This is a genomic window from Streptococcus sp. HMSC065C01, assembly GCF_001813525.1.
Lineage (GTDB): Bacteria > Bacillota > Bacilli > Lactobacillales > Streptococcaceae > Streptococcus > Streptococcus parasanguinis_V.
Window position 1 is genome coordinate 265,364 of sequence record NZ_KV812859.1, and the last position, 22,159, is coordinate 287,522.

Here is a 22,159-nt window from a genome sequence, read left to right on the forward strand (position 1 = left end):
GATCGGTTGCTCACCTCATTTATGATATAATAATCCTGATAGAGGGAGGAAACCAATGTTACAAGAACTAGCCTTTACAGGCCAATGGAGACACTATCAAAAACGCGTTCTCGATAAGAGTGACGCTTTTATGGCGGATGGCCATCTACATTTGGTAGCAGCTCCTGGCTCGGGAAAAACAACCCTGGGAATCGAATTTATCAGACGCTTCGGCCAGCCAACCCTGATCTTGGCTCCAACGGTCACCATTCGTCAACAATGGGTGGATCGGATTATCCAGGCATTCTTGAGTGATGAAAGTCAAGCGGAACAACTGATTTCACAAGACTTAAAACATCCTAAGCTGATTACAGTAGCTACCTATCAGGCCCTACACAGCGCCATGAACCAAGTCGTCGGTCAATCGCAAGCTGAGGATACCGATGACCAGGCAGAGATTGAAACATTTGATTTCAAAGGCTTTGATATCTTCACTACTTTCAAAGCCATCTCACTCGGAACCCTTTGTTTAGATGAGTGTCACCACTTACGCAATGAATGGTGGAAGAGTTTGGAAGCCTTTCGTCAAGCCTTCCCTGACTTAAAGATGATCTCCCTTACCGCCACCCCTCCCTATGAAGGGGATCCTGCCCTTTGGGATCGCTATATCCGCATGTGTGGTGAGATTGATGAGGAAATTACGGTTCCCGAATTGGTCAAGGAAGACACCCTTTGTCCTCACCAAGACTATGTCTACTTTGCCTTTCCAACCAAGGAAGAGCAAGAGCAGTTGGATGCTTTTAGCCAACAAAAGAATGCTCTCTTGCAACAACTGACTTCCGATCCCCTCTTTTGCCAACACCTCCAAACCTGCCAGGCCTTATCGGGTCAGATCAGCGATGATGAATTGCTCAATGAGCCCCAGTATCTCTCTGCTACCCTGATCTTTCTTCGAAGCAAGGGAATTGCCTTTCCCCAACGTTTCCAAGACCTTTTAGGAGCCAAGAAATTACCTGCTTTCACCCTGGACTGGCTTGAAATTCTCCTGCAAGGCCTGCTCTTTCAGGTGCCTCACTGGTACAATCTACCTGAGGAATACGAGAAGCAACTGCTTCATGAATTAAAAGCAGCCAGCTTGATCGATCGAAAACAAGTCAAACTGGTCCGCAACAAAAAACAAGACCTTCTGCTCAACCAATCCCTCGGAAAACTCAATGCGGTTCGAGAAATTTTCAAGGCCGAATACCAGGCGCTTGGAAGTCAACTGCGCCAACTGGTCCTAACAGACTATATCCGCCAAGATTTTGAAGTTCATCTCGGGGATAAAGATGCCCAATTCACTCAATTGGGAGTTCTCTCCTATTTTGAATCTATTCGCAGAGAAAGCATAGAGCTAACTACTCCTCCTGCCATTGCTGTCTTGACCGGTAGCATCGTCATCATCCCGACAGTTGCTAAGCCAAGACTAGAAGAGCTACTTGGAGGGAATCGACTGACTTACCAAAACGTCGGCCAATTATCTCCAGATGACTTTCTCAAGGTTCGCTTGGTTGGTTCTCAACATGATTTGGTGACAGCCGTGACCCAGCTCTTTCAAGAAGGGCTCATCCAAGTCGTCATTGGAACCAAGTCACTTCTAGGAGAAGGCTGGGATGCTCCTTGCGTCAATTCCCTGATCCTAGCGAGCTTTGTCGGCAGTTTTATGCTCAGCAACCAAATGCGAGGTCGTGCCATCCGAGTGTGGCCTGAGGATCCAGAAAAGACTAGCAACATCTGGCACCTGGTCTCCATCAATCTTTCCCTAAAGAAATGGTATGAAAAGTCCGATCTTGAAAAGGAAGAGATCGAGGCCATCACTGATCAGTTGAAAGAATACAGTCCTGATCTGGAGCTCTTAGAAAGACGGATGAAACAATTTTTAGGCCTCCATTACAAGGAGCCCTTCATCGAATCTGGCATCGAACGTCTAGCCTTTGACAATATCCGCTATACTAAAAAACAGTTGCAAAAACTCAATGAAGAGACCTTAGAGCGCTCTACCCATCGTCAAGAACTCCGAGACGGCTGGAAATCAGCCCTGCCGATTCTGGAGAATATGGAGATTGCTAACGAGGTACAAGTGGATAAACACTTCCTGCCCCTGGCCCTATTTTTTGATGCTAGAAAGCTAGCTCGCTGGCTGACGGCCGCTACCTTGACCGATTCTTTCGCCAACCTGATTTACTACTCACATAGAGGAGGAAGGAACACTGTTTCTCTTATTCTTCTATTCGTTTTAGCTGTTCTCGCTCTCCTTGCTTGGCTGCGCTACTATCTCTATAAGAGCCCTTATAAACGGTTAGAAGTCTTCGGCCAGGCTATTCACCAAGCCCTACTCCTTTCTGGCCAGATCCAGACCCAAGAAACCCGCATCCAAGTCGTACGAGACAGAAAGGATGCCATCAACACGCTGATCTATTTGAAGGGCGGAACCATGCGGGAGAAGGAACTCTTCTCGCAAACCATGATCGAATTCTTCGCACCGATTGAAAATCAGCGCTATATCCTGAAAGCACAGGAAAAGGTATCCGATCAAACAGAATATTTCGCTGTACCAAGCCTCTTTGACAAACGGAAAGAGGATGCCCAAGCCTTTGTGGAGCAAATCCGAAAGAGCCTAGGTAAGTATGACCTCGTCTATACCCGAAGTGCCGAAGGTCGCGCTATTCTCCTTGATGCGCGCATTAAGGCCTTAGCTAATAAACAAGAGCGCACCTTCACCAAGAAACAAGTGATGTCGAATTTGAAATAAAAGTTGTAAAAAACCATATTCCCATTGAAATGGAATATGGTTTTTTGGTTTGTTTCTATCAGATCCCCCTATTTCCACAAGCCACCTAAGATTTGCTTTTCGACCAAGGAAAGATCTTCATCGGTCACTTGCCCATTAGTTCCAAGAATATAGAGCTGACCAAAATAGGCAAGCAGCGGGCCAATCAGAATACGCAGGAATTGGGAAATAGTCAGATCAGGATTGATGCGAGGGTCCGCTTTCAGTTCTTGAAGGAGGTCACCAATTCTACCCTGAATGAAACTCCAAATATGTTCTTGCTCCTGCTTGATCTTTTCATTCGAAAACATCTCCTGTAACACGATTTTTAAGAGAGCTTGATTGGTTTTGAGGTAGTTCATTCGGTCATAAACGAAATAGTGAATTTTTTCCTCTGTTGTTTGAAAATTTAAGAGTTGATCCAGAAAATTTCCCAGAAGACTAGGAAGGATCGGATGTAAAATAGCCGTCAGCAACTCATCTTTGGTCTGGAAATACTTGAAGAGTGTGGCTTGGCTAAGCCCGGCATGCTCCGCAATTTGAAGAGTTGAAGTCCCATTATAACCCTTGGTCGAGATCAAATCGACGGCTGCCTGCATAATTTTCTTCTTTCCTTTGGGATAGTCTGCTCCCTCTAGATAAGCTTCAAACGACTCAAAAATACTCTCGTTCATGTCCATCCTCACATCCTTTTTATTTTTATACCTTACGATACCGACGCAATCCGACAATATTCAGCATTGTCAAAGCGACAAGGAAAAGCAGTAAAACACCGATATTTGGCAAAATATCCCCAAGGTTACGTCCGTAAAGAATAATCTGACTCATGGCATCACCTGAGTAGGTCAAAGGCAAGAATTTCCCAATTGTTTTTGCCCACTCTCCCATTGAACCAAGAGGAATGATTCCTGAGAAAAAGAGCTGCGGCATAATCACAAGAGGAATAAATTGCATCATTTGAAATTCTGATTTGGCCAAGGTGGACAAGAGAATTCCGAAGGCGAGTGCTACAAGAGCCAATACCACATTAACTATTATAACATTTAATAAACTTCCGACAACTTCAATATTCAACAACCAAATAGCTGCTAAAACAACAACTGCTGTTTGAAGAATAGCTATGATTCCATAAGACATCATGTAACCATAGACGATTTCAGAACGTTTGACCGGAGTGGCTAATAAGCGATCTAGGGTCCCGCTGGTGCGTTCTTTCAACAGCGCCATCCCTGAAATCAAGAAGACAAAGAAGAAGACGACAAATCCAATCAAGACTGGAATCATTTTGGCAAAGAAACCTGTATCTTCATTCCCATACTCATAAGATTCCTTAATTTCTGGTGATTTTGCATCGAGTTTCAATTGAGGAAGGGCCTGTTTAACACGAGTTAATAGTTGATTGGTGCCTTCACTGGCGATACTGGTCCGCAATACTTGACGGGTCATAGCAGTTTTCGAAGCATCTGTATTGGCATAATCTACCTGATACTCCCCGTCTTTATAAGAAATGACGGCGTCGACTTTCTCATCAGCCAAGTCTTCTTTGGCTTGCTCCATGTCTTTGTATGTTTTCACATTGACATGGTCCAGATCATCCATTTTCTTTACCAAACTAGTTGGTAGATCCTGCGTTGCTAGCTTGATGTTCACGGTTGTACTAGCCGAAAACATGAGGTTCATCAACCACATGATAAAGACTGGAGCCACAAACATCATGGCAAGGGTTCGTTTGTCACGAAGCAATTCTTTGATAACTTTTTTTGCAATGGCAAGGGTTCTCATCTTATTCTCCTTCCGCTTTCAAAAAGACTTCTTCAATACTTGAAACACCATAACTTTCCTTGAGATTTTTTGGTGTATCAAAGGCAATGATGTTTCCACCTAACAAGAGGCCAACCTTATCTGTCAGCTCTGCCTCATCCATGACATGGGTGGTAACCAAAATTCCTACACCCTTGTCTCTAAGAGTAATTAATTCCTTCCAGATTTTCTTTCGAAGAGAAGGGTCGATTCCAACTGTCGGTTCGTCCAAAATCAGGAGTTGAGGATTTCCTAAAAGCGCAATCGCCAGCGACAAGCGTCGTTTCATTCCTCCGGAATAACCAGACACGGCCTTATTTAAGTGCTCTGTTAAATCTACCACCTGAGCCACATGGGCAATTTCATCCTTTAAGTCTTTTTTGGAAAGGCCTTTTAGCTGACCGAAAAATTCCAAATTTTCTTGTCCTGACAAAGCCTCATATAAAGCATCAGACTGGGCCATATAGCCAATATCTCCCAGAATATGACGATTGGGCATGGTGTGGTCTAAGACTAAAGCGATACCGCTATCTGCCTTTTCCATTCCTAACATGGTTTTTATCATGGTTGATTTACCAGCACCAGAAGGACCGATTAGACCAATGATTTCCCCAGACTGTAATTCAAAACCAACGTGGTTTAACACCAATTGTTGACCAAAAGATTTTTGTAAATCTTGTAAATGTAGCAATGTTTTCATATGCATCCTCTCAGGTGAGTGTTTACTCACTTTTTAATCATGAGACTATTATAGTGAGTGAACGCTCACTTGTCAAGTAGAAAATTTCATTTTTTTCAGAAAGATAAAAACACCAGATGAATACATCTGGTGTTGATAATGGAAATTTCTGCTGTTAAGCTTCTGTCTGCATCTACTCGCGATACTCTGAAATAGTCTGTCCGGTCCATTTTTTAAAGGCTCGTGAGAAGGAAGACACTTCGGAGTATCCTAGTAAATAGGCTACATCAACTGTTGTCATGTAATGACAATTTGCGTCACAATGAAATTGATTGGTCTACTCCCCTTCCTTCCATCATATACTGTCATTTTTCTGATATAATAAATTGTTCAAACATCGCAGAAAGGATAACCCATGTCAAATCTTATCAAACACAAACGGGTTGAGTATAGTGAACTCTTTTATGATCTGGTCTTTGTTTACGCTATTTCCAAAACCACTGCCCTTATCCATCATCTTCACCATGGAGTCTTATCATTAGATGCCATCTTTGGTTTCCTGATGACACTTCTGGTTTTGGTCAATTCTTGGATGATTCAGACCGTCTATACCAACCGCTATGGAAAGAATTCCCTTTTCAATATGACCGTCATGTTCATCAATATGGCAATGTTGCTCTTAATCTCAAACATGATTACCAATGACTGGCAGAGCTACTTTCATACCTTCTGCTGGACAGTGGGAACCCTGACCTTAACCCTATTTCTCCAATACTTAGTAGAGTATTTGCGTAAGTCTACTACTCCAGCCAATCGAAAAAGTATCAAGGGCTTTCTTTGGATGACAGGGCTCAGGACCTTGGCTATCTACATAGCTGCACTTCTTCCGATAGATTTTGGTATCTATGTCTATATGCTAGGGATTCTCTTGACCTTCGTCATGCCTATTATCTTAACTCGACATACAAGTCTTTTTCAGATTAATCTCCCCCACCTGATTGAACGCATCTCGCTTTTAGTTATCATCACTTTTGGTGAGATGATTATGGGCCTTGCAGATTTTTTTACACTTGAAAATTTCTCTATCCACTCTATCCTTTACTTTATCATCATGGTCAACCTCTTTATGAATTACTTTGGTAAGTTTGACCATGCCATTGATGAAGAAGGAAAGAATAAGGGAATCTTCCTAATTTATAGTCACTATCCAATTTTCATCGGCTTGATTATGGTGACTGTGTCTATGAGTTTCTTGGTCAATCCAGAAGTCCATCACCATTTTGCGACTGGCTTCTTCTATACGGGTATCGGCCTCTTTCAAGCTGCTATCCTTGCAAATGGCTATTTTAACAAGAGTCACCTCAAGTATGACAAGCTCTATTATGGTTTGCAAGCAGGGATGTTCCTTATCGGACTGGTTCTCTCCCTTCTTTTCTCAGCCAATCCAACCATTGTCATTACCATCGCAACCGTGATGACTTTAGCAATGGAAGTTCACTTTATCCATTTTTATATGACCCGAACCAAGAAATTTTCAAGTCCGGATTGGGAATTGTATTAAAAAATTCTAGTAGATATTTTCTACTAGAATTTTTTCGTTAGTCCAGTACAATCATAGCCTTAATCGTCTTACGTTCATCCATATCTTTATAGGCTTGATCAATCTCATCCAAGCTATAGCTATGAGTAAAGACGCGACCTGGGTTGATGTCGCCATCAAGTACAGCCTTGAGCAAGAACTGCTTGTCATAGGTAGTAACAGAGGCTGCCCCACCTGCCACCGAAATGTTTTGGGCAAAGGTCGAACCAAGGGCACGATTATTGTAATGAGGGACACCGACAAAACCTAAACGCCCACCATTATGAAGCACCCCAAGGGCTTGATCAACAGCTGCTGCGGTACCGACACATTCAAGGGCCGCATCTGCTCCGCCACCAAGGATTTCACGGACCTTGGCAATGCCTTCTTCACCACGCTCCGCTACGACTGCTGTCGCACCAAATTCCAAAGCCATCTGTTGGCGGTCTTCGTGGCGACTCATGAGGACAATTTGTGACGCTCCCCGCATCTTAGCTGCGATCACTGCACATTGACCAACGGCACCGTCCCCGATGACCACTACTTTGTCACCAGGCTTCACGTCTGCTACACGCGCCGCATGGTAGCCCGTCGGCATGACATCTGCCAGCGTCAAGAAAGATTTGAGCATGGCTTCTGTATAATCTGATGGTTGCCCTGGAATTTTGACAAGGGCCCAGTTGGCGTATTCGAAGCGCATGTACTCCGCTTGCACCCCATCAGACCAGTTGGTGCCGATATGACGGTCACACGTCCCATCGTAGCCAGCACGACAGGCATCACACTCCCCACAACCATGGGTGAAAGGTGCGATGACAAAGTCTCCTGGTTTGACCGTTGTAATAGCTTCTCCGATTTCTTCGACAATCCCAATGGCTTCGTGGCCACTATTTTGATGCCCTGCGTCAATATCTGGATTACGGTAGCTCCAGAGATCGGATCCACAGACACATGTGCGGACGATGCGGAGAATAACATCATCCGGCGCTTCGATTTGCGGACGTTCAACTTCTACTAGACCCACTTGCCCAGCTTTTGTATAAACTGTTTTCTTCATAGGAACAACCTACTTTCTATTGCTTCCTTATCTACAGTATACACTTTTTCTTAGGCTTCTGCTCGTACCAACTCGTCATTAATGATGGTGATGATCATGCCCATGACCTTGATCCACTTCCAGTTCTTCGATATTTCGCTTGTGGGCGCGGTGGGTCGCCAAGTCTTCATCCACTTCGATGGTAACATTTTGAAATCCACTCTCTTTGAGCAAGGTGCGGATAGACTCTTTACAGACCTCCATATGCTTGACATGCTCCAGACAAACATGGACAATGGCGTTTTTTTCCAAACCATCCATGGTCCAAAGATTGAGCTGATTGATACTAGCGACATGGTCCAACCGCTCCAAATCACTCTTGACTTGCTGGATATCTACTCCTTCTGGCACGGCATCCAAGAAAATCTTGAGCGTGCTCCAAAAACGTGGAATGGCTTTTGACAGAATAAAGATGGAAATGGCAAGAGATAAGAGCGGATCCAGAATATACCAGTCGGTAAATCGGAGGACAATGGCCATTAGGATGACAGCCACCCAGCCCAGAGTATCTTCCAGAAAATGCAGGCTGAGAATGGATTCGTTCTTGGTTTGCCCCTTGCGAATGACGAGACTCGCTAGCACATTGATGCTGACGGCTATGATTCCAAGCCAGAGAATGCCCTCATCGTTGACAGGTTGTGGGTGAAATATTTTCGTTATATTTTCTAAAATAACCAGAACGGACCCTGTCATGAGAATCACTGCCGTTACCATGGCCCCTAAAAGGCTAAAGCGCTTGTAGCCCAAGGTATAGTGGCTGTCTTCTTCACGGTTAGAAATGCTCTCCAAAAAGGCGGAGATCCCAATAGCGATCGCATCCCCCAAGTCATGGACCGAATCCGCAAGGACAGCGCTGGATCCAAAAATCCCTCCTGCAATAAACTCAACAATGGCATAACTCAAATTCAAGAAAAAAGCGATCCAGACCGCATGTTTTGTCTTCATAATCCTTAATCCTTTGTTATAATAGATTCATGAACATCATGTTCATTATCATTATCTAACATTCACAACAGAAAGGATAGGAGCAAACTGTTTAGGGTGTCCGTTACTGAACAGTTTGTTCGAAGTGTCCATATGACAGCACAGGATCGTCGCATCACCAAAACTCGAAAAGCTATCTATCAAGCTTTTTTACAATTACTCAACCAAAAAGACTACGAGGCCATCACGGTTCAGGAAATCATTGACTTAGCCGATGTGGGGCGATCAACCTTTTACAGCCATTACGAAAGTAAGGAATTATTGCTAGATGAACTCTGTCAAAAGCTCTTTCACCATCTCTTTGAGCGTGCTGAACACCTCTCACCACAAGACTATCTGGCTCATATCTTTCAGCATTTCAAGAAAAATCAAGATCATGTGACCAGTCTCTTGCTCTCTAAAAACGATTATTTTATCCGGCAACTGCGAAAAGAACTAGAACACGATGTCTACCCAATGGTTGCCGACGAACTCATCAAGGCCCATCCAACTCTCCCTCACTCTTACCTCAAACACTTGGTCGTCAGCCATTTCATCGAAACCCTCAGCTGGTGGTTGAAAAAAGGCAAGTCCTACACCGAACAAGAAGTGATCCAATTTTATTTGGAGATTTTAAAAGTGGGCTCGAACTAGAAGGGAGTATTTTCAATGACCAGCGTGCAATTTTACTTTCTATTTCCATCACTCTTCATGCTTCACGAACTTGAAGAAATCATTTGGATGCCATCCTTTGTCAAAAAATTATCAGCACAGTTTCCAGATAATCGAATCCTATCTTATTACACTCCTTTTGCTTTCAATGCCATTGTCTTGGAGCAATTTCTGATCCTAATGACGTCGCTATATCTTAGTTACCAGTTTAACAACTATAGCATTTACGCAAGCATCATAATCGCTTATATCTACCATGTCTTAGGACATCTGATTCAGACAGTCGTTATTCGAAAATATGTGCCTGGATTGTTGACGGGCATTTTAACGAGTTTGTTTGCTCTTTGCAATCTCAAAAATGAATTTCCAATTAAACTTTATAGTTACTCTCTTTTTACCTTATTGGTTATTATTTTAAATCTTGTAGTATCATTTATGATTCTTCATAAAATCAGTCATAAAAAATAGTACTCAGGCAATCATATCTTAGAAAGGAAACCCTATGTTCTTCCCCATTCTTCTCGGCTTTTTTACAGCCTTCTTTGCCCTTGCTTTTGTTCTTCTTCACTTATTGGCTTCTCTTTCTGAAGTTAAAAAAGGGAATCACACTCTAGGAAATACATTTCTCCTCATCGGAAGTAGCCTTGCGACCTTATCACTCATCCTCTACTTCTTTTTACCGATTGTCGCTCTAGTCCTTTGGCTGATCGGCTGTGGTTTGATTTGCTACGGAGCCTATTGGAATGGGAAACACAAAGGAAACTTCCATCCAGCCCACCACCTGATTCGGGTGGGCATCGCTCTGGTCCTTACCATCTTGTTAGCCTTGTTATAAGAAAAGCTCAAGTTTGCAGAAAAACTTGAGCTTTTGTTTTTTCTATTTGTTAAGCCATCAACAGCATGAGAAAAGGAATCACCACCATGGTTGCAAGGGTCGTCTCTGTCACCATGACGGCTGCATAATCACTATCAGCTCCGTAGAGTCTGGCAACAACTGGCGCATTGGTCATCACAGGCATGGCAGACTGGATGATAAAGACTTGCTTCATCAGGCTTGGAAGAGGCAACCAGTAGACGATGGAAGCCATCAAGAGAGGGGCAACCAGGAAGCGACCTAGTAGAATGAGTAGCTGGTCTTTTCCCAGAACCAACTGCTTCACGCCTACATGAGACACTGACAAACCGATAAATATCATAGATAAAGGGGTTGTTAAATTGCCCAGATACTGCAAATCACTGGCTAGAAAGGCTGGCAACTTGATCTGCAGCATCACCATGACTAGCCCCAAGATAAAGCCCATGAGGGGCGGAGAAAAGACTTTTTTCAGACTCGTTTTAAGATCAAACTGAGCTTCTCCTTCACCATCTCGCTGGATGAGATAAGTTCCCAAAGTCCAGAAAAAGGTTGTATTGCACATGTAATAGATCAAAACATAGGGAATGCTGGCATCTCCAAAGAGGGCTTGGTTAATGGGGAGCCCCACGAAGATGGTATTGGAGTTAAAAAACATGGAAATAAAGAGGCCGCGACGGTCCTGTCTCACCGCAAAGATCCTGGCTACTCCTGTCGCAATACCGAGCAAAATAACCATAGACAGGGCAGGAAACCGCAAGGCTGGCAACATTATAAGTAGATCCGCTGCTGTGAAGCGCTGCGTGATGGTGTAGAGCATATAGCAGGGAAGAGCAACTTGAGTGACCAATTTAGCGAGTAGGCCACGTGACTTGTCATCGAACCAGCCTTTTTCACCAATGACAAAGCCCACTAAAATCATGCCCAGGATGACGAGAATCCCCGATATGCTCCTCAAAAAGATGTCCATGTTCTCTCCTTTTCTTTTTTAAATTTGAACTAAAAAAATCATTTTTTACAAGGCTCAAAAACTACTCTAGTATATCACAAAAAGAGGTGGAGCAACATGCCCACCTCTTGTATTTATTAATTGTTACTAGTAGCCTTTCTTGGCCGCCTTGGTCTATTGGTACCAACCAACGAGACTGTTGATAAGGTAAATCAAGAAAAACCAATAAAATGGTGGGGACTATGGCGAAAATAGATGATTCAGTTAAAAAGAAAGTTCCAGAATTGCGATTTAAAGGATTCGCGGATGAATGGGAACAGCGTAAGTTGGGAGACGAAGTTCGAATAGTGACGGGACAGTCTCCTAATTCAGAAAATTATACTGATGATCCTAATGGGCGCTAAAAATGCGAAGACCTATGAAGACCTATTTTGTATTAGTCAAACAAAAGATCCAAAAGAAATGGTATATGATTATGACCATGAAACAAAGTAAAATCAAACCAAGTGATCTGAGGAAGCACCCGATGATCATGAAACGTTATTAAACACAAAAGTCACCCATGTGAGTTCTTGCCAGAAGCTGAAGTTAATCCTTCAACCTGGAAAACCCGCAGAGGTGACTTTTTCTATACATCTCGATTTTTCTGGTAATAATCATTAACCGATAAATATGTCTGTGAATCACCCAGCGACTCCGCTATGTCCATAATCCGCGGTGGTAGTAATCCCACTCGCTGGACAAGTTCGTGATCGCTGAACAATTCCCGTGGACTGCCGGAGAAGCCAAACTTCCCGTGTTCCATAACATACACCGACTCAAACTCGGCGGCGACCCAATCCATGTCATGGGTGATGGTCACAACTTGGTGGCCCGAATCAGCCAACTGATGGAAAATTGCGGTCAACTTGCGCCGGCTTTCCCAATCAAGCGACATCATCGGCTCATCAAATAAATAAATCGCCGGATCCACTGCCAAAACTGTGGCAACGCTCAACAGCTTGCGTTCCGACAATGACAGGTCATATGGACTTTCAGCTGTTTTATCATCCAAGCCAACTCTTTTTAGAGCCGCTAAAGCCCGCCTCGTAATCGTGTCGTGGTCATCTATGACCTGCGCGACACTCCACTCCACCTCTCGTTGAACGGTCGGGTTAAAAAGCTGATCGTCAGGATTCTGAAAAGTAATCCCAACCTTCAGTAACTTTTCGACTGGTTTAAGATCATTAAAATTTTCTCCATCGATCTTAATCACACCGGTTTGTGGTGTCAGCAAGCCCGTCAATAATTTGAAGAGCGTTGATTTGCCGGCACCATTTTGGCCGACAATCGCCACCATCGGATCGGCGAAGAGTTTGTCTTCAACATCCAAGCTAAAGGACCGTTCCGGATAAGTGAACGTCAGGTGGTTCAGTTCAATTGTGGACATAACAAACCTCCTTCAGTTCAGCGTCATTCACCGGATACCGGCCATCAGCCAAGCGCCAATCCATTTTTTGAGCAAGTTGCTGGATTGTCGGGGCTGGAATCTGCCAGTCAGCTTCCAAATGATTAAACACCTCACCCGGCCTGCCCTGGGCTACCATTTGACCCTCGTGCAGCACCCACACAACGTCGGCGACTTCGCACAAATCGTCAATTTCACTGGTGACAATGAAGACAGTCGTCTCTTTGACTTGGGCCAGCCATTGGAAAAATTGTCGGCGACCAAGGGGATCCATCTGACTGGTCGGATCATCCATAATCAAAACAGCCGGGTTAGCCGCAATCGCCGTGGCAATTGCCAACCGCTGGCTCTGACCACCGGAAAGGCTCTCGGGACGCAAATTCAGCTGTTCAATCAGCCCCATTTGCGTCGCAACTTCTTCAACCCGTTTTTGAATCAGTCCTTCAGCCATTCCCTGATTAATCAAGTCAAAGGCAATTTCATCGGCAACCGTGTCTGCCAACCCGCTTAGTTGGCCAGCTGGATTTTGCAGTACAACTCCATTCATGGCATTATAAACGGGCCAATTGTCGGACACTCGCTGGCCAAACATGTGCCAGTCGCCCTCAATCTCAGCAGACACCATTTTGGGAATGACCCCTGCCAGCACACGGCACAAAGTCGATTTGCCGGAGTGGCTATTCCCGATAATCCCAACCACCTGGCCGGTATGAACCTCCGCGTTAATCTGACGCAGTTGTGGTTGCTCAGTACCCGGATAACGGGTGGTCAAATTTTCAATTACAATCCGTTTATCTTCGTCCATATCTTCCACCCAATCAATAAAATTGCCAATCCAGTCAGACCAATGTGCAGCGTCCGCGACAGGCGATACACGCGCTGGGAGGTTCTGACAGTCCGGTTGGGATTATCAAAACCTCTCAGTTGGAGAGAAATCGACCGCGCCATCGATTGATCCAAGGTCTTAATCACCAATGGAATTAGAACCGGCAGGACTGACTTTAATTTCTGAATCAACGTTTTTTGCGGATTGGTTCCGCGAACTTTTTGTGCCTGCTGGATTTTCCGCATATTGCGCATCATTTCCGGCAAAATATAACACACCGACATCAGAACGTAGACGGTTTTATAAGACAATCCGGACAGTTCCAAATAGGCCGCGTTTTCTGAAATACTCGTGGTCACCATAAAAAAGCCACTGGTCAAAATAATCACCAATACTCGACAACCCAGAGTGGTGGCGTAAATCAGGCCTTCTTTGTAGAACGACACCCCAAGCACAGAAAACAGCACAGTTTGATTCCGACTGTAAAATAATCCTTGGATGATCAGCATGGTGCAAATCAGAAACAGGCTGAATCCCAGCGCCTTAAAGATGGTAGAACTCAATTTGGAAAATAACAATAGCAGTGTTGCGACAAGAATTAATCCGGCCTGAAGCAATAAATTCATACTGGCAAAGCTCAACAACGTCATGTCCAAGATGAACAAGAGCTTAGTAATCGGATCGATCACCTGGTACCACTTGAGCTTGACCCGTGGCGCTCCAGAAATCAATGTTTGATCAGTCATCATTTATCACCGCTAAAGAAGTGCACCATCCGCTTCGGTAGCTGACGATAGATGAAGAATGCCAGGTAGGCCACGCAGACTTTATCCAAAATATCCAAGACAAACTCATCGGTAAATGAGGCCAGCCACACTGGTGCATGATTGGCGACCATTACCGCAAACAATGAGTCACCCCAAGCGATACCGGTCTGACCACCCCAAAAGATGACGTTGAGTGGCGTTGAAATGACAGCTGAAACGATGGCAATAATAATAGCAGAAACAAATACTCGTCGCGCTGACGAGAACCACCCATTGGCGTGCAAAACTCCGACAGCAATCCCAATTCCGATGCTGGTAATCGCATACACGGTTGAAATTGGCGATAAGGTCAGCCCATAGATCACGTTGTTGATGAAACCACTGATGGCACCGGCAACCGGCCCAGCCAACATGCTGGCAAGAAAGGTTCCCAAAGACCCCAGCCAAACGGGCAACTTTAACCCCTCCGCCAAGGCTTTGGCAACATAGTTAATCCCCACGGCAGCGGGAATCAAAGTCATGGTGGCAGCACTTAACTTAAATTTCCACATACTGGTACGATGAATCGGTTCTGTTTTCATAATCTTCTCCTTTTGTTTTTAAAGAGCCGTGTCTGTTTAGACTTTCGGACGCAACGCTCTATAGATTTTCGATTTGAACCGCTTCTCCTTTCACAGATCCCTTAGTCGACATCAGGGATTTTCTTGAAAATGATTGTTCAACAGTTCACAACTAATCATACGCCTATTTCATCAGAAGTCAAGAATTTTCTGAAGTTTTCTTGAAAACGTTCGGGAATTGAAAAATAGAGCGAGCGCCCATGAGAACGATCGCTAAACAATTATAAGAGGCCACTATAAAAAACAAACACCATCTCTGGTGTTTGTTTCATTTTATAAAGGAAGCACTAGCTTATTTTTTCTTTTTCTTCAAAATATAAGCTGCAATGCTTGCCAAGACAAAGGCTAAAACTAAGCTAATAATAGAGATGGTCGTACCTGTATTTGGTAAGAATCCTAAGATCTTGCCTGGTTTCTTCGGCTCTGGTTGGCTTGGTTTTTTAGGTTCAGGTTGACCCGGTTTCTTTGGTTCAGAAGAACTTGGAGGAGTTGGTTGTTTTGGAGTTTCTTTTGGAACATGCTTGTTAGTAATCACAACATTTCCTTTACGATCCTCGTCGTTACGAGCTTCATAGCCCTTTGGAACACTGACTTCTCTCACTGTATAAGTGATGGTGTTTCCATTTGCTTTTTCATCTAAATCTGCAAAGGTATGGGTCCACTTGTTTTCAGCTGACAATTCTACTTCTTGACCGACTTTTTGATCATTGGCATAGAGTTGAACGCGAATACTCTTCGGACGAATTCCATCCTTGTCATTCTCATCATCCCACTTCTTAGTGACCGTGACGCTTGTCTTACCAGGTGCATGGGTATTGGTAATGGTATAAGCAGCCTGATCAATTGTAGTCGTATATTCAGCTACCTTCTCTTCTTGAAGAGTATAGACGATTTCTTTTCCATCCTTGAATTTTGGTAGACCTGTGAAGCTTTCTTTCCAATCTGTCGCATTCGTGAGTTCTTTTTGAGCAACTTTTTCACCATTGGCAAGAAGATTCACCACGATACTTGCTGGACGAAGACCATCTTGATTGTCTTGGTCATTCCAGATCTTGGTCACTGGAATATCGATCACCGCAGGCGTATGCGTATTGGTCAAGATCGTGTGAGCAGCATCAGAGGTATCAGCAGTGACTTGGTAGCCTTCAGGAACAGAGACTTCTTCCACACGGTAGCTGATAGCTTGACCGGCTTTCTTTTCAGCTAATTTACTAAAGGTATGAGTCCACTGATTGTCCGCTGACAACTCCACTGGATCTCCTACTTTTTCATCACCAGCATAGAGTTGAACCTTAATGGATTTTGGACGAAGACCATCTTGGTCATTGGCATCTTCCCATTTCTTCGTAACTTTCATCTCTGTCAAAGCTGGTTCATGCGTATTGGTCAAGACAACATTGGCCTTGTCCTTATCATTTACCGTCACCTTGTAACCATCTGGAACAGCGACTTCTTTCACCGTGTAAGTGATTGCTTTTCCAGCTGCCTTGGCATCAAGGTTTTCAAATGCACCTTTCCAGTCATTCGCGGCTGAAAGTTCTACCACTTGATCCGTCGCAAGACCATCTTTGTATAATTGAACTTGAATGCTGGCTGGACGGAGACCATCTTGGTCGTCTCCATCTTCCCACTTCTTGCTCACTTCTACTTTGGTCTTTTCTGGTTCGTGCGTGTTGGTCACGACTACTTGACCTGGGTTGCTTGCTTCGACGGCTTGTGTGTAGCCTTCTGGAACATCGATTTCTTTTACTGTATAGTTGATAACTTGGCCAGCTTTCTTCTCGTCTAAGTTTGAGAAGGTATGGGTCCATTTGTTATCTGCTGACAATTCAATAGCCTTACCAACCTTTTGATCACCAGCATACAATTGAACCTTGATTGTTTTTGGACGAAGGCCATCTTGGTTATTGGCATCCTTCCAGTTTTTCGTAACAGTAAGGCTTGTCTTACCTGGTTTGTAAGTATTGGTAATCGTCGTTCCATCAATCTTAGTAGTGTAATTGTCCACTTTGTCTTCTGTCACTGTGTAGACAACTTTTTGACCATCTTTATAGACGGGTAGGTCTGTGAAGGTATGAGTCCATTCATCTCCTTCACCAGTCAGGTCAAGTGCTTGCACCTCTGTTCCATTTGCCAAGAGGTGAACTTTGATGGTAGATGGGCGAAGACCGTCTTGGTTTTGTGCATCATCCCAGACTTTCTTGACTGTAACCGTCGTTGTCTCAGGAGTGCGCTTGTTGGTGATGGTGGCTTTTCCATCTGTGAAGCTGGCTTCTTCTGTATCGACCGTATAATGAGTCGGAACTTTCACTTCTTTAACAGTGTAGGTGATGAGCTTGCCATCACTGTCTTTATCTGGAAGGTTCGTAAAGTGAGCTTTCCAGTCTGTTGCTGCTGAAACCGTGACTGGTTTTCCTTGAGCTTTGCCATTCTTGTAAAGTTGGAATTCCACACTTGCTGGTCGAAGCCCTTCTTGGTTGTCTTGGTCATCCCAAACTTTTGAAGCTTCAAGATCGAGATACTTGATATCTGCTTCATTAGCGATCTCAACTGGGACTGCTTTTGAGCCAACCGCTTTTCCATCCACCGTGACGTGGTAGATTTGTTTGTCCGCATCATAGGTGACAACCACAGCATGTTCTGTTTCATCCAACTTGTAGTTTTCAGGTGCTTTGATTTCTTTGAGCGTATAGGTTCCTTCTGTTAAGGTGTTAAAGGAGAGTTCTCCATTTTTATCAGAAGTGGCCGTCGCAACAACCGCACCATTTGCATCAGTTAAGGTAAATTCAGCACCTTCAAGGACTTTCTTAGGATCATCCTTGTCTACCTTCTTGACTTGGAAAGCAGCCGAGAAGATTTGTGCAGTTACGGTATTAGACTCACGATTTCCTTCGTGACCTTTCGCCTTGTAACCAAACTGGTTATGAGCTTGAACAAGACCGGAACGACCGCCGTTATCTTCATTATCTTTGGTGCGTTTTTGCATCAAGGCCTTGACTTCATCGGTCAATTCACTTGGATTCACGACTGGGACACCAAAGCTGGCTTCTCCACGCGCAGGAATCGTAGTTCCTGCATTTGCAACTAACTTGATTCCTGTTACTTGACTGTAATCAGCCACAGCTGTCGTCCAGATATCCTTGTCAGCAGCTTGCGCCATGGTATCTGTCGTAACGCCTGTATCAGTTGTATAGTAGACCGTCCATCCTTCTGGAGCTGTCACTGGTCCACGAAGGCTGACCGTGTATTCTGTCATCCGACCAGATCCGTCTAGTGTGTTAACGTCTTTTACTTTTGGTAGGACATCATAGACGACTCCGTCTTCTACTGCCTTATCCGTATTATTTTTAATGGTGAGTTTGTAGTTAAAGGTTTCACCTGGTTTGAAGGTACGTGTCACAATCGAAGCGTCTGACAGGTCATCATTTTTAGCGATATATTTGCGTGCATAGATTCCTTCAGCCGCAACAATCGTATAGTTTGATTGAGCATATGGGATTTTATCCGTTGTTGAACCATTTCCATTCAGATCGTAAACGTCTTCCGTGACCCGATCAGGGTTGGCATTTTCAAGATCGTGGATCCCGTTTCCAGCGACATATACTTTATTTGTGAAGGTACCACCATCATCTTTCCCTTTCAGATCAGCCACAATAAACGGTAGACGCACGCGGTTAAGATCTTTCAGAGAAGCCTTAATAAACTCTTTTTGGTCCAAATGCATGATGAGAGCTGTCCGTCCAGAGTTGTGATAGTTTTCAATGACATCGTAACTCTTTAAGAATTTCATACCTTTTTCATTAGAGGCAAGGTTTCTCTCAAAATCTTTATAGTCGACTTTAAGGGTATTTGGATCATACAGATCAATGATTCGCAGGTCTCCATAATCCTTATCAGGATCTAAAACTACTTTGGTTGCCATCAAACCAAAACGAATATTTTCTCCATCAGTATAACGAACATCATTGTAATCCGTCGTTTTTGAAATCTCAAAGCTTTCCTTCAAAGGAATCAGCTTAAAGGTCCAATCTGATGTTTGGTCTTTAGCAATATTTGATTGTGTTTGATAAGTGACACGACCTGTATTCTTGAATTCATTCTTGGTCGCATCATTTTCATCGTAACGAGTCTTTTCTGGATCTTTGAAGCTTGTATAGGTATTGAGGCGAATTCCTTGACCAGATTTTAGGACAAAATCATCCTTCATTTCCATCCGCCAACCGACAACTGTTCCATACTTGGTTAAATCGATCAAGCCATTGCCGTCTTTATCAGTTTCTGGCTGAATTTCTTTTTTACTACCATCGTCCAAAGTAAGGATCAAGCGTTTCACATATTTGCTAACAAACTCGCCATTTCCATAATTCCCTTGCATGAGACGAGCGTAATCAATTTTGGTAAATTTTAACCGAGAGTCAACTGTCTCATCATAGAAAACAAAATTCTTTTGTGGTGAAGGAGTTTTGTTATCAAAGGCTATGATCCACTTATAATTTGCTGCTTTATATTCAGTTGAATCATAGACATCACCATCTGCTTTTTTGGCAAAACTTCCAGCCCCTTCAAGGTCACGAGAAGTCAAGCGGAAAATGAGGGAATCTTCAGCTGTAATATCCGGTTCTCCCTCTCCACGGTTGGCAGGAATCCCTACGATGCTACCAGTATTGGTCAAATCCTTACTAAGGACATCCTTGAGGGTTTGGTCTTTTTCTAAGACCAAATCAGGGAATTTCAAGTAGAGGTAACTTGTATCCTTGATTTTGGTCATAAATTCTTGGTGATAAGCTGCTGGATTGTTGTTTGCATCCGCCTTGAAAGTCTTCGTAACGGTACCATCTCCATTGTCTACCCAGCCTTCAGACTTGGTTGTATCAAGAACAGCTGTACGAGTCTTCCCACTTTTATCTGTATAGGTTGGTAACTTATCAGTGATCGTTGCTGATTCTAACTGACGGTATTGACCACCGTATTGACCACGCATTCCGTCCAATTGGAAGGCAAATGGGACAGAAGTTGGTGTTTCAATATAGTTCTTACCATCCGCACCTTTGACAATACCTGGCATTGCTTCCGCATAGTCCTTAGACATGGCTTCGTTCAAGTTTTGGTTGATGTACTTGGTGAAGCGATAGTCGTTGTACTTGGGTTTCCAAATGATATCATTGAGCGCTGTTTCCTGCCCATTGATGTTCAAGGTACCCGTAATATCCAATGAATAATTGGTCGGTGCATAACCGACTTTAAATTTTCCAATAAATGGTAGAGTTAGGACCTCTGACTTTTGGTAATTGTTAAAGTGAAGTGTGACTTGATAATCATCTCCAACTTTTGTAACCGTTGGTTTGTCATGCTCTGAAGCACTATTGAAGTCAGGGAAACTAACTTCTCGTAAGTACTTTCCAGGAACCTTCAAGGTCACCGTTACTTCATTAATATCCGTTGTCAAATTCTTAGGGGTGATCTGGATATAACCAGACATGGTATCCCCTGTGTAATAGGACATCCCATCTGGATGGTTCTGTTTATCCCCATACATAAGGGCAACATCCAAGGCCCCATTATCCCCGACTGCTAGCTCATTGGCAAAGGCTGTGATCGCCCCTTGGCCAAGCTGGCCTAGCATCATGAAAATTGTTAAAATGGCAAAACCTTTTTTCAAAAAGTCTTTCCATAATGAACGAAGCTTTTTCATGTCTTATCTCCTTTACTTTTGTTAGCCTTCCAAAAGGCCCTCCCTTTAATTTTATCACTTATTTTTTAAAATATCCTTTGCTTTTCAAATTAAATCATCACTATTCAATAATATAGACATTATTTACAATGATGTCTATATTATAAATCACTATCTGGTACTGATTTCCCCTTTCTTATATCCAAGGGCAAGAAAATAAAACATTTATAAACAAGGAGGAGCAGTCTGCCAATTCTTATTCTTCCTTGATTTTCTTCATACAAAAAAACTCAAACACATCTGCTTGAGTTTTGTACACCCTACTATTGGTTGGTTATTTTATCTAACTCTTCACCATTTGAAGGAATCTTTTGTTTTTCCCTTCTCTCTCGTACCCACAGCATGGCTAGTCCAAAGAGGTGGCTGCCAAACAAGGCCGTCACAAAAATCAGCTTGCCCCTGTCTGGATAAGAGAGAGGGGGGCTGCTAAAGCCATAGCGAGCCCACTCGATAAAGATCGGATGCGAAAAGTAAAGAGCTATACTCATTTGCTTTAAATACTGTAAATTATAGCTTTTCAAAAAGGACGATCGCAGGCAGGCATTGACAAAATAAACGGTCACAAAAGGAAGAAGAAAGAAAAAGTTCTTATCAATTCCTTCGTGTTGAAAAATAATGATCCCTTCTAGACAGAGCAATCCAAAGGCAAGAGCTAGCTTTTGCCAACGGTGAATTCTAAAAGTTTGTGCATGAAAATGGTCATACAGATAATAACCCATATAAATAAAAATGGGCGTGTAAAAGAGACCATTTCGCGCTGTAAAAAATAAATTGCTGTAGAGCTGGTAACCTTTGAGAAGACTTGTTGTGTCCAGATAAGCCGAATAGGTCTCGATCAAGCCCCAGCAATAAAGAAGAAAGGTGATCAACCCCGTCCAAACCATACCTAGGTATTTGACCAATTGATTGACCAAAAACAAACCCAGCAAAAAGGCTGGGATATACCAGAGTTGGTAGCACATCCCCAGATAGATCAGTGCAATGAGAACACCTGCTGGAAAAAGATAGACAGGAAGACGAAGACTAGAGAAAAAGAGCCAAGCATACGGAAGGTAAACAAAACTCCAAAACAAATAGGTTTTTACGATTTTGACCAGATAGGCCTTCATTTTCTGAGAATTCCCTAGTGATTGCTTAAGGAAAAAGCTGGCACAGACGATAAAAAATGGCACCGCTAGCCGGCCAAGCATACTCTTGAGACCAAAATGCACCGGCTCATATGAAGTTAAGCGACCACTATGCACCAAAATCACTGCAATCGCAAACAGATATTGAAAGAGACTAATACTAGAAGTATTGTAGAGGGAATTCTTTTGCATGTTCCTACTCCTTGCAAAATGCAGAATCTAAGGTTATTTTAGCATGAAAGAAAGGCCGGGGCAAGGAATC

Annotated in this window: 19 protein-coding genes and 1 pseudogene; 7 read left to right on the forward strand and 13 right to left on the reverse strand. The window is 43.4% G+C overall.

All coding sequences use genetic code 11. The features are described 5' to 3' along the window. Positions 1 to 55 precede the first annotated feature (55 nt). Positions 56 to 2,770: a DEAD/DEAH box helicase family protein gene (locus HMPREF2918_RS09815; RefSeq protein WP_070595462.1), complete on the forward strand. Its 2,715-nt coding sequence runs from the start codon at positions 56 to 58 to the stop codon at positions 2,768 to 2,770. Positions 2,771 to 2,838: 68 nt separating this feature from the next. Here HMPREF2918_RS09815 and HMPREF2918_RS09820 read toward each other — a convergent pair whose 3' ends face one another. The 4 genes and pseudogenes from HMPREF2918_RS09820 to HMPREF2918_RS10895 all read right to left on the reverse strand — a co-directional run. Next, positions 2,839 to 3,462: a TetR/AcrR family transcriptional regulator gene (locus HMPREF2918_RS09820; RefSeq protein ID WP_037617500.1), complete on the reverse strand. Its 624-nt coding sequence runs from the start codon at positions 3,460 to 3,462 to the stop codon at positions 2,839 to 2,841. Positions 3,463 to 3,487: 25 nt separating this feature from the next. Continuing rightward, positions 3,488 to 4,570 carry an ABC transporter permease gene (locus HMPREF2918_RS09825; protein ID WP_003008691.1) on the reverse strand — a complete coding sequence of 361 codons (1,083 nt, stop codon included), beginning with the start codon at positions 4,568 to 4,570 and terminating at the stop codon, positions 3,488 to 3,490. Between the two features lies 1 nt (position 4,571). Continuing rightward, positions 4,572 to 5,288, reverse strand: a complete 717-nt coding sequence (locus tag HMPREF2918_RS09830) for an ABC transporter ATP-binding protein (RefSeq protein WP_037608085.1) — start codon at positions 5,286 to 5,288, stop codon at positions 4,572 to 4,574. Positions 5,289 to 5,460: 172 nt separating this feature from the next. Continuing rightward, a pseudogene (locus HMPREF2918_RS10895) lies at positions 5,461 to 5,568 on the reverse strand (helix-turn-helix domain-containing protein); the annotation flags it as partial. Positions 5,569 to 5,682: 114 nt separating this feature from the next. Between HMPREF2918_RS10895 and HMPREF2918_RS09835 the strand changes: the two are divergent. After that, positions 5,683 to 6,828 carry a low temperature requirement protein A gene (locus HMPREF2918_RS09835; RefSeq protein ID WP_003008695.1) on the forward strand — a complete coding sequence of 382 codons (1,146 nt, stop codon included), beginning with the start codon at positions 5,683 to 5,685 and terminating at the stop codon, positions 6,826 to 6,828. A gap of 37 nt (positions 6,829 to 6,865) precedes the next feature. Here the strand turns inward: HMPREF2918_RS09835 and HMPREF2918_RS09840 are convergent, their stop codons facing one another. Further along, on the reverse strand, positions 6,866 to 7,903 hold the full coding sequence (locus tag HMPREF2918_RS09840; protein ID WP_070595464.1) for a zinc-binding dehydrogenase: 1,038 nt from the start codon (positions 7,901 to 7,903) through the stop codon (positions 6,866 to 6,868). Positions 7,904 to 7,981: 78 nt separating this feature from the next. Then, on the reverse strand, positions 7,982 to 8,887 hold the full coding sequence (locus HMPREF2918_RS09845) for a cation diffusion facilitator family transporter (RefSeq protein WP_049497949.1): 906 nt from the start codon (positions 8,885 to 8,887) through the stop codon (positions 7,982 to 7,984). Positions 8,888 to 9,019: 132 nt separating this feature from the next. Between HMPREF2918_RS09845 and HMPREF2918_RS09850 the strand changes: the two genes are divergently transcribed. From HMPREF2918_RS09850 to HMPREF2918_RS09860, 3 genes are read left to right on the forward strand one after another with little or no spacing between them, the layout of a single operon-like run. Then, positions 9,020 to 9,559, forward strand: coding sequence for a TetR/AcrR family transcriptional regulator (locus tag HMPREF2918_RS09850; protein ID WP_003008700.1), 540 nt, complete (start codon positions 9,020 to 9,022; stop codon positions 9,557 to 9,559). Between the two features lie 15 nt (positions 9,560 to 9,574). Next, positions 9,575 to 10,045 (forward strand): HXXEE domain-containing protein, encoded by a 471-nt coding sequence (locus HMPREF2918_RS09855; protein WP_070595468.1) that lies wholly within the window; start codon positions 9,575 to 9,577, stop codon positions 10,043 to 10,045. Between the two features lie 34 nt (positions 10,046 to 10,079). Continuing rightward, complete coding sequence (locus HMPREF2918_RS09860) at positions 10,080 to 10,412, forward strand: glucuronide permease (RefSeq protein WP_070595470.1); 333 nt, start codon at positions 10,080 to 10,082, stop codon at positions 10,410 to 10,412. A gap of 49 nt (positions 10,413 to 10,461) precedes the next feature. Here HMPREF2918_RS09860 and HMPREF2918_RS09865 read toward each other — a convergent pair whose 3' ends face one another. Then, positions 10,462 to 11,400 (reverse strand): AEC family transporter, encoded by a 939-nt coding sequence (locus HMPREF2918_RS09865; RefSeq protein WP_070595471.1) that lies wholly within the window; start codon positions 11,398 to 11,400, stop codon positions 10,462 to 10,464. 221 nt (positions 11,401 to 11,621) lie between these two features. On the opposite strand from HMPREF2918_RS09865, the gene HMPREF2918_RS11255 reads away from it, so the two are divergent. Beyond that, entirely contained in the window at positions 11,622 to 11,783 is a 162-nt protein-coding gene (locus tag HMPREF2918_RS11255) for a hypothetical protein (protein WP_176745571.1), read from the forward strand. Positions 11,784 to 11,797: 14 nt separating this feature from the next. Further along, positions 11,798 to 11,926 (forward strand): hypothetical protein, encoded by a 129-nt coding sequence (locus HMPREF2918_RS11720; RefSeq protein ID WP_002878297.1) that lies wholly within the window; start codon positions 11,798 to 11,800, stop codon positions 11,924 to 11,926. Between the two features lie 81 nt (positions 11,927 to 12,007). On the opposite strand, the gene HMPREF2918_RS09870 is transcribed toward HMPREF2918_RS11720, so the two are convergent. The 6 genes from HMPREF2918_RS09870 to HMPREF2918_RS09895 form a co-directional block, all read right to left on the reverse strand. Continuing rightward, positions 12,008 to 12,808, reverse strand: a complete 801-nt coding sequence (locus HMPREF2918_RS09870; RefSeq protein ID WP_070595474.1) for an energy-coupling factor ABC transporter ATP-binding protein — start codon at positions 12,806 to 12,808, stop codon at positions 12,008 to 12,010. Then, positions 12,795 to 13,631, reverse strand: coding sequence for an ABC transporter ATP-binding protein (locus tag HMPREF2918_RS09875; RefSeq protein ID WP_070595476.1), 837 nt, complete (start codon positions 13,629 to 13,631; stop codon positions 12,795 to 12,797). Before HMPREF2918_RS09875 ends, HMPREF2918_RS09870 begins: the two co-directional genes overlap by 14 nt. Next, positions 13,607 to 14,398 carry an energy-coupling factor transporter transmembrane component T gene (locus HMPREF2918_RS09880; RefSeq protein ID WP_171963570.1) on the reverse strand — a complete coding sequence of 264 codons (792 nt, stop codon included), beginning with the start codon at positions 14,396 to 14,398 and terminating at the stop codon, positions 13,607 to 13,609. Before HMPREF2918_RS09880 ends, HMPREF2918_RS09875 begins: the two co-directional genes overlap by 25 nt. After that, a complete protein-coding gene (locus HMPREF2918_RS09885; RefSeq protein WP_021153833.1) occupies positions 14,398 to 15,000 on the reverse strand; it encodes a hypothetical protein in 603 nt (200 codons plus the stop codon). The genes HMPREF2918_RS09880 and HMPREF2918_RS09885 overlap by 1 nt, the downstream gene beginning before the upstream one ends. 331 nt (positions 15,001 to 15,331) lie before the next feature. Next, positions 15,332 to 20,731, reverse strand: coding sequence for a Cna B-type domain-containing protein (locus HMPREF2918_RS09890; RefSeq protein ID WP_070595479.1), 5,400 nt, complete (start codon positions 20,729 to 20,731; stop codon positions 15,332 to 15,334). A gap of 302 nt (positions 20,732 to 21,033) precedes the next feature. Further along, complete coding sequence (locus HMPREF2918_RS09895) at positions 21,034 to 22,089, reverse strand: acyltransferase family protein (protein ID WP_070595481.1); 1,056 nt, start codon at positions 22,087 to 22,089, stop codon at positions 21,034 to 21,036. Positions 22,090 to 22,159 lie beyond the last annotated feature (70 nt).